Genomic DNA, 12,532 nt, shown 5'->3' on the forward strand with positions numbered 1-12,532 from the left:
GCATTCTCGAAAGGGCGATCAGCAGTGTAGCGTGCCGCAGCGTTTACGGCATTATCAGGATATTGCCGATGAGGGCGGCGCGAAAACACGCGCCGCAGCAATAATATGTGACAACGTCACTGAGGGTAAACCGAGTCGGCCAGTTTCCCGCGTCGATCAAAGCGACGTGCGGCCAGCCACAGCAATGCGGTAACAAACCAGCCGATGATCCATGACACATCATTGCCGGCAAAAATCCACGTCAGGGAACCATGATGCAGCGGGTTATCAATGAACGGCAGCTGTACCAGCACCCCGAGGAAGTAGATGATAATGCCGGCCCAGTTCCAGCGACCGTAGCGGCCATCCGGTTGCGACAGCGCGGGCACATCGACTTTCCCTTTGGTAATCAGATAAAAATCCGTCAGGCTGATGGCGCTCCACGGCACAAAAAAGGCCAGCAGGAACAGCAGGAAGTGGGTAAATGATTTGAGAAACGCCGGTTCGCTGAGCAGCGCAATGATGCAGGAGAGCGTCACCATCAGCACTACAAACAGGATACGTCCGCCACGGCTGATCGCGGTTTGCTGGCGAAAACCGGACACAATGGTGGTCAGCGACATAAAGCTGCCGTAGGCATTGAGCGTGGTGAAGGTGATTTTGCCAAAACAGATGGCGAAGTAGATAACCATCGCCATGGTGGCGCTGCTGCCCAGCCCGACGATATAGCCCACTTCATTACCGGAGAACGCTTTACCCGCAATCGCTGCTACAATGACGCCCAGCGTCATGGATGCCTGCGTGCCCAGCACGGTGCCAAAAAACACCGAACTGAACAGCTTTTTCGCAGAGACATCCACCGGCAGATAGCGCGAGTAGTCCGACACATAAGGGCAAAACGCAATCTGCCATGACGAGGAGAGCGATACCGCCAGCAGAAAACTGGCAACGCTGAAGTGCTGATTTTGCCAGACGGCCGCTAAATCGTGGCTGGAGAGCAGGGTGATGAACAGGTAAACAAAGGCCAGCACGCCTATGACGCTAGCCACTTTGCCGAGTTTATGAATCACCCGATAGCCGAGCACCGCAATCACAATGATGATGGCGCTGAAGATGATCATGCCGGCTGCATTGCTGACGTTGACCAGCTTCGCCAGCGCCTGGCCGGCCAGTACCGTGCCGCTGGCCGAGAAGCCCACATACATAATGCACACCAGCACCAGCGGGATCACCGCGCCAAACACGCCAAACTGCATACGGCTGGTGATCATCTGCGGCAGGCCAAGTCGCGGGCCCTGAATCGCGTGCAGCGACATGATGGCCGCGCCGACGATCTGTCCCACCAGTAGACCGACAATCGACCACACAACATCGCCACCCAGCACCACCGCCAGCGCACCGGTAACAATGGCGGTAATCTGCAAATTGCCACCAAACCACAACGTGAACTGGCTGAACGGATGCCCGTGACGCTCGCTGAGCGGGATGTAATCAATGGAACGTGTTTCTGACAGGCGCTGTTTCTCTGCACCTGAATAATCTGCGGCAGGTATCTGAGCGGACATAGTTTCCTCGCTGGAACGGCTAAAGGTGGTTAGTCATTGATTTTTCTTGTTAGTCAGTGGTAAATGTCACGAAACATACATGTATATACATGTAGCGATATTGTCACGAGGTTGATGAGGTTACAAGCTGACCGGTCATTGGAAATTGTGATGACGCTGGCAATGTTGTCCGTTAATGTCAGGAGCCTGGCCGGTAACGGACGCGCACAAAGGCGATGATGCGCTAACTACAGACCCACTAACTGTGGCGATCAGGACAACCCGGGGAGGGAATCATGCAGGCAGTGATTGAAACAGAACGCTTACGACTGGAACCCTTTGCGCTAAGCCACCTCGCCGGCTTGCGCGCGATGGATGATGACCCGGAAATCATGCGTTATATCAATGAGGGACAGGTGAAGAGCGAGGACGAGACGCTGGCGACCATTGAGCGCGTGCAGCAACGCTGGCAGCGCTATGGTTTTTCCTGGTGGGCGCTGCGCGAGAAGAGCAGCGATGACATCGTCGGAGCGGCTTGTCTGCAGCATCTGGCCCATCAGGAACAGGCGCCGCTGGAAATTGGCTGGCGACTGTTGCGCAGCAGTCAGGGGAAAGGATATGCCACCGAAGCCGCCACGGCGATTGTGCAGTTTGCTACCGGGCAGATTGGCGTGGATTATCTGGTGGCGGTGGCACATCCGGAAAACCTTGCATCCCATCGGGTGATGCAGCGGCTGGGTATGCGCTATCGCGGTATCGAGCAGCATTACGACCAGCCCTGTGTGGTTTATGAACTGGATATGAAGAGTGCCCCAGCGCATTCATGAGGCAGGGCGCGCACCTCTGGTAGCGGCGCGATTTATCACGCAATAAATTGCGCCGCTATCAAACATGCACCCGGTAAGGGTGCGCTCAATACCCTGGTACGTGCGCGGCTTTCATGATCAGATTTGCCACCGCCTGCGGCTGGGAAATCAGCGACACATGGCTGGCCTTGAGTTCGATGGTCTGCGCATGCATGCGTTTCGCCATAAAGCGCTGCAGATCCGGATTGATAGTGTGATCCTCCGTAGACACCGCATACCAGCTCGGTTTGCTATGCCAGGCCGCCACGCTGGTTTTCGCCTGGGTAATGGCTTTACCCATCGGCTGCTGAACGGCGTAATAAGCCCGCGCTTCGCTTTCTGGCAGATCGCCGGCAAAGTCGTGGATAAACGCCTGTTCACTGAGCGCGCCAAAACCGTCGTCACGCCACTTCAGGCCAGCGGCAACCGGTGCTGCAGGGAACTTTTTGGTGAGCGCCGGATAATCTTCACCGGCCTCCGGCGCGCGCGCCGCGATGTACACCAGCCCCTTCACTTCAGGTTCATCGCCCGCCTGGCTGATAACCATGCCGCCATAAGAGTGCGCAACCAGAATCACCGGTCCGTTCTGCTGTGCCAGCGCGCGTTTCACCGCCGCCACGTCATCATTCAGCGACGTCGTTGGGTTTTGTACCGCGGTGACGTGCAGACCTTTCGCCTGCAACAGTGGGATGACTTTGCCCCAGCTGGAGCCATCAGCGTACAGGCCATGGACCAGCACAATATTTTTTACTTCCTGCGGCGCGGCAGCGCTGTCGGCGTGCGCCAGTCCGGCACTCAGGGCAGAGATTACCAGCGCCGTCAGCGCCGTGATTTTGCGTAATGTCATGATCGGTCCTCATAATTAATCGGGGTTCATGCACCACTGTAAGCGCCGGGGACCAAAATTCCGCTGACGTGGAAATGACAAAAAAATGACAGCGACACAATGTGGCAGCGGAGGATTTAAAAGTAATAAAAGCAGAGGATTAGCCGTGAGTCGGAGCATAGCCGCTATGCTTGATAAGGATGAGACCCGACCAACCCGAGAATCTCTCAAAGGAGTGCTGAATAGATTATGCTGTTGCGCAAGAAGAAAATCCGCTCTCACAGCGAAGATCGCCTGCTGGCGTTAACGCTGGCCACCACGGCCGGTATCCTCAACGCCATGGCGTTTGGCGCATTCGGTTTTTTCCCTTCCCATATGACCGGCAATACCTCGCAAATTTCGGCAGAGGTAAATGGTTCTGACCTGCACGATCTGCTGTTTCTGGCCGTGCTGATTTTTGCTTTTGTCTGCGGTGCCATGCTGGCGCGTTTGACGGTAGCTTACGGCCTGAAGCGGAATCTGCGCACCATTTACTGTCTGGTGCTGCTGGCCGAGGGTATTTTCCTGCTGCTGACCTCCCTGGTAGAAATCCTGTGGTATTCCGAACGAAACAACGGCGAAATACTGGTTACGCTGAGTCTGCTGATGGGCATCCATAACTCAACCTCGACCCAGCTTTCCTCCGGTCGCGTTCGCTCCACGCACGTGACCGGCACACTGACCGACGCCGGCATCGCGTTAGGCTCCTGGCTGCGCGCATCCTTCAGTCAAAGCGAGGCTGCCGATCGCGATGGCCACCGAACCGTACTTTTTACTCACCTGGTTACGATCTTCTCATTTCTGTCCGGCTGCGTTGTCGGTTACCTGTTGTTCAGACACCTTGGATTTGAAGCGATGGCGGGGTTGGGCATTGTGCTGGCGCTGATCGCCGTCGGTGGCATCGCCAGAACCCTGCATTTAACCGGCATGCGATTTTGGTAACACCGACGGAGAGTTTTCCGAATTGAAGCCGATGGAGTAAGTGCACATGAATACTACTTATTGCTGGTATTCATGTGCACTTGAAAGTGCAGGGCAAATCATGTACACATGAATACCCTATAAATGTGGTTTTCCCGTAGACTTATATGAACAAAATGACGGCAATCGAGCGGCTTAATGCGTTTGACAGGCAGGGGCGCTATGTCTTTGCTGTGCGTGATTTAGCCAAAGTCTTTTATGACGACAGTGACAAGGCTTTCAATGCTGGCCTGAACCGTCTGGTGAAGGACGGCATCCTGCAGCGCGCAAGCCGTGGCGTCTATGTTTACGCCTATGCGAGAAGTAAAGACGCTTACACGCTGGAAAGAATCGTACAGACGTTGCGCAGAGGAGAATACAACTACCTGAGCCTGGAATCGGCGTTATCGGCTTACGGTGTAATTTCACAAATCCCGATGGGGCGTCTTACCGTTATGACCACGGGCCGTTCTGAAGAACACATTACGCCTTATGGCGTGATCGAATTCACGCATACCAAACGATCGCCTGAACAAATTTTGCAGGACACCATTTTGGGCGAGTCACCTTTGCGCCTGGCAACCAAAAAAGCCGCACTGCGCGATTTACGTCGGGTGGGGCGTAATACGCATCTGATTGATGAGGCGGAAACGAACGATGAATCAGAAAGTCAGTTTCACTGAACTGGTCGCTAAGGCCATGGCTTCAGCGCAACTCGAGGGTATGCGTAACGTAGTGGAAAAAGAGCTTTTACACTACGACATCCTTTACTGTCTGGATAAAGCGGGTCTGCTGCAAAATCTGACGTTTCAGGGCGGTACCTCTTTGCGGCTATGTTATGACGGCAATCGGTTTAGCGAGGACCTGGATTTCGCCGGCGGCATCAATTTTTCCGGTGCAGATTTAAAAAACATGAAGGTCTGTATCGAAGACTATCTCGGCACGCGTTACGGTTTAGAAGTTACGGTCAAAGAGCCGGCAGAACTTCGCCGCCAGCCGGGCTATGAAGAGATCAGAGTCGATAAATGGCAGGTCTCCGTGACGACGGCACCCGAAAAACGCGATATGCCTAAGCAACGCATCAAGGTCGAAGTTGCTAATATTCCCGCTTACAGTCGCAAACCGTTACCGCTGAGCCGCAATTATCCGGTGTTGCCGGATGGCTACAGCGATACGCTGGTGATGTGTGAAAGTCTCGACGAGATCATGAGTGACAAGCTCATTTCCCTGGTTGCGACCACCAAATACCTTCGTTACCGCGATGTCTGGGATTTACCCTGGCTGATGCAGCAAGGCGCTGCGTATGATGTGGGCTGGATTCGGCAAAAAATCGAGGATTACCGGATTCCTGACTATGAAAAGTTATTAAAACAGCGACTGGCTGGTATCGAAAACATCGTCAAAGACGGACGTTTTTACAACGAAATGCGCCGTTTTATACCCCAGCAGGTATTTGCCAGAACGCTGGGGCGTGCAGAATTTACCGATTACATCGCCGAACGTTTGACCTCGCTGTTGCAAAGATTGCAGCGAGATTTAGCAGGAAAACGGCCCGATGACGCCTTCAGAATGTAACAGCGACAGTTGGCCCGGCGTGCAGAGGAGATAAAAGAGCAGGGGGACGGGCGCTGTCAAGCCGGCTGCACGCTCAGGAAGCGGATTTTTTTGTTAATTTGCCGTCTGGTTTTCTCACAGGCGCTATAACTTACTATTCCTGCTTCAACAAACTGCTGATGAGGTAAAACAATGGATAACACCATGATAACGGATGAATTTTCCAAAGATTTGTCTGCGTTTGTCGGGACGCATTTTGTTTATACCTATGATAATGGCTGGAAATATGAGTGGTACGCGCGCAACGCAACAACCTGTGATTATCGTATCCATCAGGGATTGGTTGGTGGCCGTTGGGTGACCAACCAAAGTATGAATGCGGTGCAGTTCGCACCGGGCATTTATAAAGTCGACTGGCACGAGCCGACCGGCACCTGCGTCAGTCTGCTGTTTGATATCAACCGCAAGGTGATTCACGGCACCATCTTTTTCCCGCAGTGGATTGCCGGCGAAGGACAGCATCCGGAAAAAACCATCTGCTATCAGAATGAATTTATCGAAGATATGCATCGTTTCCGTGATGAAGGGCCAGCGTATCCGTACGTGGTGATTCCTGAGTTTGCCAAAGTGACCTACATGAAGAATGAAGGTCCGGATAATGATGCCGTAATCAACATGCCGCCGGGACAAATGCCGGAAGATTATTTTAAAGATAAATGAGGGTGGCAATCCGCTGACGGCGCCGGGTTCGGTCGCCATGAATGGCGCCCCTGCGATTGTGCAGTGCGGAGTGGCATTGCAAGGTGCGCATTGATGCGCACCTGGATGACATCGCCATATTCAGCAAACAGACCGATCGCGCTACGTGAAATCTGACAAAAGCGCTGAGGGATAACCGGGAAATTTTCACGTAGCGTTGTCATGCTGGATGAGCTAAAGACATGGAAAGCCACCGGGCGAAGCTAACCGGGTATTCAGTTGTAGGGTGCGCATTGATGCGCACCAGGATATCGCCATGGTGTCGCGTGATTCGTTGTCATTGTGGATGAGCGAAAGAGATAGCTGAAGCTAACCGGGCAGTCTGTTGTAGGGTGCGCATTGATGCGCACCAGGATAACGCCGTGGTGTCCATCAAACAGACCGGTGGGATAAGTGGAATGCGTTGTAGGCCTGGTAAGAGGCGTGAAGGGCGAAACTGAAGGATTGAGATACGTGATCAGATACCTTATTTAACATAATATACATTATGCGCCATTTGATCACAGGGGCAAAGCTGACCAGGCCGCTTTAGGCTACCTGCTGAAAATTCTGAAATACCTGTATAAATTCTGCAAGCATTGCCGTGAGTTCATGCTTCAAACTTTGCTTCCCTGAGCTTGTGTCGGCTCCACTGAACATACTCTGATCACCTGCAATAAGATTCCATTTGAAAGCGGCAATACGTGCTGATCGCCAACGCCGGTATCTCGCAGCCGGAAACGGTGACGGCGGACGAATGGACCAGTGATATTTCTGAGCAAATCGTGATGACCAACATCCTCGGTGTGATTCGCGTCACCGCCGCGTTTTTGCCGCTGCTGCGCCGTCAGCCGCAGGCCACGCTGATGGCAACCAGTTCCGAGCTGGCCTTCATGCCGCTGGCCAGTTTTCCCACCTACTGCGCCAGCAAAGCCTTTCTGCATTCCTGGCTGGTTTCGCTGCGTCATCAGCTGCGTAATACCCCGGTCGAGGTGCTGGAAATGCTGCCGCCGTATTTACAGACGGCGCTGACCGGTAATCAACAGCTCAGCGATCCCCGCGCCATGCCGCTGGACGACTATATCGCGCAGATTCTGCAGATGCTGGAAAATGGCCCGGTCGCGCGCGGCGAACTGCTGCTGGAGCGTGACCATGCGCGGCGCTGGGCCGAACGCGACGGCAATTTTGACGCCATATTTGACATGATGAACCCGCGCTAATCCGCTTTGATCCGGTGCGCCCTGCAGCGCACCGGATCTATCACGAAGTACGCAAAGGCGCGCCGTGGCTGAAGTGCGCCAGCACCCGTTCTACCGCCGGATTGGCCTGAGCCTGAACCGCATAGCAAATGCCGACACGCCGCATCAGCGGCTGACCGGGTAAAGCGCGCCAGGCCAGGCGATGCCGCGCGGCAACCAGCGGCGCCGGCGCAATGGTGACGCCAAAGCCGGCTTCCGCCAGATCCAGCGCCAGCGCGTAGCTGCCGGCGTTGGCCGCGGCCGCACCCGCACCGTAAAACGGCAGCAGCCGCTGATGTGACTCATCAGTCGGCACCATCACCCACGGCAGCGGATGCAACTGGTCATGGGTCAGCGTCTCCAGCTGACTTAGCGCATGACTGGCGGGATACGCCAGCACGTAGTGCTCTTCAAACAGCGGCATAAACAGCTCGTCTTCGCAGCGCAGTCTTTCACACGCCAGCCGGATATCGCCCACGCAACCGGGCTCGACGTTAAGCAGCACCGTGGGAAAATGTTGCCGGATGGCCGTCAGCAGTTGCGCCAGCTGGGCGGGGGCGACATCCCCTTCGACGCCAATCTTCAGCGGCAGGCAATCCGACGGCTGCCGAAAGCGTGTGACCAGCGCCTGCATATCGCTGAGCATCTTGCGCGCCTGCGGATAAAGGACACGAGCGTCCTCCGTGACCTCCACGCCGCGCGGCCTGCGGATAAAAAGCGTGGTGGCCAGCTCCTCTTCCATTAGCTTGATCGTGGCCGAGAGCGCGGGCTGCGTCAGATTGAGTAACTGTGCGGCGCGCGTGATGTTGCGCTCCTCAAACACGCAGATAAAAGCTTTTAGCTGTCGCTTATCCATAGAAAATCATTATATCGGCGAAAGAAATAAACCATTTTTCACCAATCGCTGCGCGATTTAAAGTGCACGCCTCAGCTTCGCCATTAATTTTATCTATGAGGAAGTCATTATGACGCAGAATGTTAAACCTTTAATCGTCATCACCGGTGCCAGCTCCGGTATCGGTCTTGCCACGGCGAAACTGCTTTCGGCGCGTGGACATGCCCTGCTGCTGCTGGCTCGCCGTATCGATCGTATGACGGCACTGAATCTGCCCAACGCCCTGTGCCGCGCGGTTGATGTGACCGATCGCCACGCATTTACCACCGCAGTGCATGATGCTGAGCAGCAGTTTGGCCCGGTCGATGCGCTGATTAACAATGCGGGCGTGATGCTGCTCGGCGCGATTGAACAACAGGATGCCAGCGAATGGGATAAGATGTTCGACGTCAACGTGAAAGGCCTGCTCAATGGCGTGCAGGCGGTCACCGCAGGCATGATTGACCGTAAAAGTGGCACGATCATTAATATCAGCTCAGTGGCCGGACGGAAGACGTTTCCTAATCACGCTGTGTATGTTGGCACTAAATTCGCTGTGCATGGCATGTCAGAGAACCTGCGCGAAGAGCTGTCGCCGCACAATGTACGCGTGATCGTTATCGCGCCGGGCGCAGTTGAAACCGAGCTGTTGAGTCACACCACCAGCGAAGCAATCAAGGACGGTTATCACGCGTGGAAAGCCGAAATGGGCGGCAAGGTGCTCAGCGCAGACGACGTGGCCAGCGCCATCGATTACGCCTATTCGCAGCCGCAGTCGGTTTGCGTGCGGGAAATCGTGCTGGCGGCCACCCGCCAGGGCGCATAAACCTCAGTGACCCGGCAGCGCTGCGCCGGGCTCCATCTCTTCGGCTAAGGCCATCAGCGCCGCGCGGTTAGCGATCGCATACCCCCCCTGCTGCTTACGCAGCACCCCTTCTGCGCTGAACTGCGCAAACACATACAGCAGGTGGCGATAAGTCACGCCAAGGTACTCCGCTACCTGCGTATGCTTCTCTTTATATACACCATCATGCTGGGTCAGCAAGATAAAGGCCGCCAGCCGGTTAACCAGCGGAAACGCCTGATTACGCGTTGAGGTGACAATATTGCGGAAATTCTTTTTCACCAGGCCGAGACAGGCGTGGCGCAGGAACTGTGCATCATTTAACAATAGCGTGCGGCAGGTTTTCACCGGCAGCGCCAGGCACCAGCAGGCTTCAATCGCCTGCACCGCGCGTGAAGCATGCGTTTCATCCAGCACTTCAATCTCGCCAATAAAACAGGGCGCATTAAAGAAATCCACCAGCGAAATACGGCCATTGGCCAGCGTGACATACAGTTTGGTGCGACCGCGCGCCAGATAAAACATATACGCCGGCAGAGCCCCCTCGCGCACAATATAGTCCCCGGCAAGAATATGAAATAAATGTGTGTGCGGTATCACATCGGCTGAAAATTTATCGCAATAGCCGGACGCCATTATTAACTGCTGCTTCAGCGCGTCATTATTTATTTCTTTCATCATTCGTTGTCCACTATGAGATTTCTCATACTCTGGCGTGTCACGCCGCTGCTAAGGTGAAGGCCTCTACCCTACCGCACCGGAAAATTTCTGCAATGAAATTAAGGTGATAATAAAGAAGCTGAGGAGTAAACCATGACAGCACGTAAAATTATTCTGGACTGTGATCCCGGTCATGATGATGCCATCGCCATCATGCTGGCCGCGAAACATCCTTCGATAGAACTGCTCGGCATAAGTATCGTGGCGGGCAATCAAATTCTGGACAAAACGCTGGTTAATGGCCTGAACGTTTGCCAGACGCTGAATATTGACACGCCAGTTTATGCCGGCATGCCGCAGCCGATTATGCGCCAGCAGATCGTCGCCGATAATATTCACGGCGAAACCGGTCTTGACGGCCCGGTGTTCGGCCCGCTGACGCGTAAAGCGGAAACAAAGCACGCGGTGAACTTTATTATCGATACGCTGATGAACAGCGACGGGGATATCACGCTGGTGCCGGTCGGCCCGCTCACTAATATTGCGGTAGCGATGCGCATGCAGCCGAAAATCATTCCTAAAATCCGTGAAATCGTGCTGATGGGCGGCGCTTACGGCACCGGTAATTTTACCCCGTCGGCGGAGTTCAATATTTTTGCCGACCCGGAAGCCGCGCGCGTGGTATTTACCGCCGGCGCCCCGCTGGTGATGATGGGCCTCGACTTAACGCACCAGACGGTGTGCACGCCGGACATTATAACCCGCATGGAAAAGGCCGGCGGCCCGGCCGGAAAGCTGTTCAGCGATATGATGAATTTTACGCTGAAAACCCAGCACGACAATTACGGTCTGGCAGGCGGCCCGGTGCATGACGCCACCTGTGTCGCCTATCTGATCAATCCGGACGCCTTCAACGTTCAGCCGATGTTTGTCGAAATCGATGTCAACAGCGGTCCCTGCTATGGCCGCACGGTGTGTGATGCGCTGGGCGTGCTGGGGAAACCGGCAAACACCAAAGTGGGCATCACGCTGGATACCGCCTGGTTCTGGGATTTAGTCGAAGACTGCGTGCGCAGGTACCGCTAATCATTTAACCCCACAATATGGGCAGAAAGTGGTCGCCCATACCGCTATGCAACCTCACCAGGCTGATATCAGGAAATATCATGATGGATATAATGAGAAGTGTTCTGGGTATGGTGGTATTACTGGCGATCGCGTTTCTGCTGTCAGTAAATAAAAAGCACATCAGTCTGCGCACCACCGGTGCCGCGTTACTGATTCAGATTGCCCTCGGCGGCGCGATCCTTTATTTGCCGCCGGGCAAATGGCTGGCGGAAAAAGTCGCCAGCGGCGTGCATCAGGCGCTGGCTTACAGTGATGCGGGCAGCGCGTTTCTATTTGGCGCGCTGGCCGGACCGCAAATGGACAAGGTGTTTAACGGCGCCGGCTTTGTGTTTGCTTTTCACGTTCTGCCGGCCATCATCTTTATCACCGCGCTGGTTAGCGTGCTCTACTATATTGGCGTGATGGGCGCCATCATTCGCCTGTTGGGCGGCATCTTTCAGCGCGCGCTCAATATCAGTAAGATCGAATCCTTCGTGGCGGTCACCACCATTTTCCTCGGCCAGAATGAGATCCCGGCCATCGTCAAACCCTTCGTCAACCGTCTCAATCGCAACGAACTGTTCACCGCCATCTGCAGCGGCATGGCTTCAATAGCCGGTTCCACTATGCTCGGCTATGCCGGGCTGGGGGTACCGATTGAATATCTGCTGGCCGCCTCGCTGATGGCCATTCCTGGCGGCATTCTGTTCGCCCGGCTGCTCAGTCCGGCAACGGAAGCATCGCAGGTGACTTTTACCAACCTGTCGTTTAGCGACACGCCGGCACGCAGCCTGATTGAAGCCGCCGCCAGCGGAGCGATTACCGGGATGAAAATAGCCGCCGGTCTGGCGACGGTGGTGATGGCGTTTGTCGGTATCATCGCGATGCTCAACGGCATACTTGGCGGCATCGGCGGCTGGTTTGGTCACGGCGACATCAGCCTGCAGGGAATACTCGGCTTCGCGCTGGCCCCGCTGGCGTGGCTGATGGGCGTGGCGTGGCACGATGCGGCGCTGGCGGGCAGCCTGATAGGTCAGAAACTGGTGGTGAACGAGTTTGTCGCCTACATCAGCTTTTCACCTTATCTGCATCAGGCGGGCGCGCTCGACGGCAAAACCATCGCCATCGTCTCGTTCGCCCTGTGCGGCTTTGCTAACTTTGGTTCGATTGGCGTGGTGGTCGGCGCCTTTTCTGCCGTCGCACCGGAGCGCACCCCGGAAATCGCGCGGCTGGGCCTGCGCGCGCTGATCGCCGCAACGCTCTCCAATCTGATGAGCGCCACCATCGCCGGCTTCTTCATCGGCCTTGGCTAACGCGCGAACCG

General features: G+C 55.2%; 13 protein-coding genes. 9 read left to right on the forward strand and 4 right to left on the reverse strand.

What is annotated here, in order from left to right; genetic code table 11:
• Window positions 1-116: 116 nt before the first annotated feature.
• Window positions 117-1,544: a purine-cytosine permease family protein gene (locus H7K56_RS01245; RefSeq protein WP_021506030.1), complete on the reverse strand. Its 1,428-nt coding sequence runs from the start codon at window positions 1,542-1,544 to the stop codon at window positions 117-119.
• A gap of 275 nt (window positions 1,545-1,819) precedes the next feature.
• Between H7K56_RS01245 and H7K56_RS01250 the strand changes: the two genes are divergently transcribed.
• Entirely contained in the window at window positions 1,820-2,350 is a 531-nt protein-coding gene (locus tag H7K56_RS01250; RefSeq protein WP_058769804.1) for a GNAT family N-acetyltransferase, read from the forward strand.
• An 85-nt stretch (window positions 2,351-2,435) separates the two neighbouring features.
• On the opposite strand, the gene H7K56_RS01255 is transcribed toward H7K56_RS01250, so the two are convergent.
• Complete coding sequence (locus tag H7K56_RS01255) at window positions 2,436-3,215, reverse strand: alpha/beta hydrolase (RefSeq protein WP_058774676.1); 780 nt, start codon at window positions 3,213-3,215, stop codon at window positions 2,436-2,438.
• Window positions 3,216-3,443: 228 nt separating this feature from the next.
• Between H7K56_RS01255 and H7K56_RS01260 the strand changes: the two genes are divergently transcribed.
• The 5 genes from H7K56_RS01260 to H7K56_RS01280 all read left to right on the forward strand — a co-directional run bounded on the left by H7K56_RS01260 (window position 3,444) and on the right by H7K56_RS01280 (window position 7,705).
• Window positions 3,444-4,175 carry a YoaK family protein gene (locus H7K56_RS01260; protein ID WP_021506033.1) on the forward strand — a complete coding sequence of 244 codons (732 nt, stop codon included), beginning with the start codon at window positions 3,444-3,446 and terminating at the stop codon, window positions 4,173-4,175.
• A 146-nt stretch (window positions 4,176-4,321) separates the two neighbouring features.
• A complete protein-coding gene (abiEi, locus tag H7K56_RS01265) occupies window positions 4,322-4,876 on the forward strand; it encodes a type IV toxin-antitoxin system AbiEi family antitoxin (protein ID WP_150361903.1) in 555 nt (184 codons plus the stop codon).
• A complete protein-coding gene (locus H7K56_RS01270; RefSeq protein ID WP_058780563.1) occupies window positions 4,851-5,768 on the forward strand; it encodes a nucleotidyl transferase AbiEii/AbiGii toxin family protein in 918 nt (305 codons plus the stop codon). Before abiEi ends, H7K56_RS01270 begins: the two co-directional genes overlap by 26 nt.
• A 183-nt stretch (window positions 5,769-5,951) precedes the next feature.
• Window positions 5,952-6,467, forward strand: a complete 516-nt coding sequence (locus H7K56_RS01275) for a phenolic acid decarboxylase (RefSeq protein WP_058758650.1) — start codon at window positions 5,952-5,954, stop codon at window positions 6,465-6,467.
• Window positions 6,468-7,189: 722 nt separating this feature from the next.
• Window positions 7,190-7,705, forward strand: coding sequence for an SDR family NAD(P)-dependent oxidoreductase (locus H7K56_RS01280; RefSeq protein WP_150361902.1), 516 nt, complete (start codon window positions 7,190-7,192; stop codon window positions 7,703-7,705).
• Between the two features lie 40 nt (window positions 7,706-7,745).
• On the opposite strand, the gene H7K56_RS01285 is transcribed toward H7K56_RS01280, so the two are convergent.
• On the reverse strand, window positions 7,746-8,579 hold the full coding sequence (locus H7K56_RS01285) for a LysR family transcriptional regulator (protein WP_182688955.1): 834 nt from the start codon (window positions 8,577-8,579) through the stop codon (window positions 7,746-7,748).
• 109 nt (window positions 8,580-8,688) lie between these two features.
• On the opposite strand from H7K56_RS01285, the gene H7K56_RS01290 reads away from it, so the two are divergent.
• A complete protein-coding gene (locus H7K56_RS01290) occupies window positions 8,689-9,423 on the forward strand; it encodes an SDR family oxidoreductase (RefSeq protein WP_150361022.1) in 735 nt (244 codons plus the stop codon).
• A gap of 3 nt (window positions 9,424-9,426) precedes the next feature.
• On the opposite strand, the gene yeiL is transcribed toward H7K56_RS01290, so the two are convergent.
• Window positions 9,427-10,119 (reverse strand): transcriptional regulator YeiL, encoded by a 693-nt coding sequence (gene yeiL / locus H7K56_RS01295; RefSeq protein WP_104186657.1) that lies wholly within the window; start codon window positions 10,117-10,119, stop codon window positions 9,427-9,429.
• A 135-nt stretch (window positions 10,120-10,254) separates the two neighbouring features.
• Here yeiL and rihB point away from each other — a divergent pair, with 135 nt between their 5' ends.
• Window positions 10,255-11,187 (forward strand): ribosylpyrimidine nucleosidase, encoded by a 933-nt coding sequence (gene rihB, locus H7K56_RS01300; protein WP_058758552.1) that lies wholly within the window; start codon window positions 10,255-10,257, stop codon window positions 11,185-11,187.
• 83 nt (window positions 11,188-11,270) lie between these two features.
• On the forward strand, window positions 11,271-12,521 hold the full coding sequence (locus H7K56_RS01305; protein ID WP_104187121.1) for a NupC/NupG family nucleoside CNT transporter: 1,251 nt from the start codon (window positions 11,271-11,273) through the stop codon (window positions 12,519-12,521).
• The last annotated feature ends 11 nt before the right edge of the window (window positions 12,522-12,532 follow it).

The sequence above is a fragment of the Pantoea dispersa genome, assembly GCF_014155765.1.
Classification (GTDB): Bacteria; Pseudomonadota; Gammaproteobacteria; order Enterobacterales; family Enterobacteriaceae; genus Pantoea; species Pantoea dispersa.

Excerpts from the sequence above, each read along its gene's own strand:
- rihB (WP_058758552.1), top strand. The coding sequence starts at position 10,255 with ATGACAGCACGTAAAATTATTCTGGACTGTGATCCCGGTCATGATGAT.
- H7K56_RS01305 (WP_104187121.1), top strand. The coding sequence starts at position 11,271 with ATGGATATAATGAGAAGTGTTCTGGGTATGGTGGTATTACTGGCGATC.
- abiEi (WP_150361903.1), top strand. The coding sequence starts at position 4,322 with ATGAACAAAATGACGGCAATCGAGCGGCTTAATGCGTTTGACAGGCAG.
- H7K56_RS01260 (WP_021506033.1), top strand. The coding sequence starts at position 3,444 with ATGCTGTTGCGCAAGAAGAAAATCCGCTCTCACAGCGAAGATCGCCTG.
- H7K56_RS01270 (WP_058780563.1), top strand. The coding sequence starts at position 4,851 with ATGAATCAGAAAGTCAGTTTCACTGAACTGGTCGCTAAGGCCATGGCT.
- yeiL (WP_104186657.1), bottom strand. The coding sequence starts at position 10,119 with ATGAAAGAAATAAATAATGACGCGCTGAAGCAGCAGTTAATAATGGCG.
- H7K56_RS01255 (WP_058774676.1), bottom strand. The coding sequence starts at position 3,215 with ATGACATTACGCAAAATCACGGCGCTGACGGCGCTGGTAATCTCTGCC.
- H7K56_RS01285 (WP_182688955.1), bottom strand. The coding sequence starts at position 8,579 with ATGGATAAGCGACAGCTAAAAGCTTTTATCTGCGTGTTTGAGGAGCGC.
- H7K56_RS01275 (WP_058758650.1), top strand. The coding sequence starts at position 5,952 with ATGATAACGGATGAATTTTCCAAAGATTTGTCTGCGTTTGTCGGGACG.
- H7K56_RS01250 (WP_058769804.1), top strand. The coding sequence starts at position 1,820 with ATGCAGGCAGTGATTGAAACAGAACGCTTACGACTGGAACCCTTTGCG.
- H7K56_RS01245 (WP_021506030.1), bottom strand. The coding sequence starts at position 1,544 with ATGTCCGCTCAGATACCTGCCGCAGATTATTCAGGTGCAGAGAAACAG.
- H7K56_RS01290 (WP_150361022.1), top strand. The coding sequence starts at position 8,689 with ATGACGCAGAATGTTAAACCTTTAATCGTCATCACCGGTGCCAGCTCC.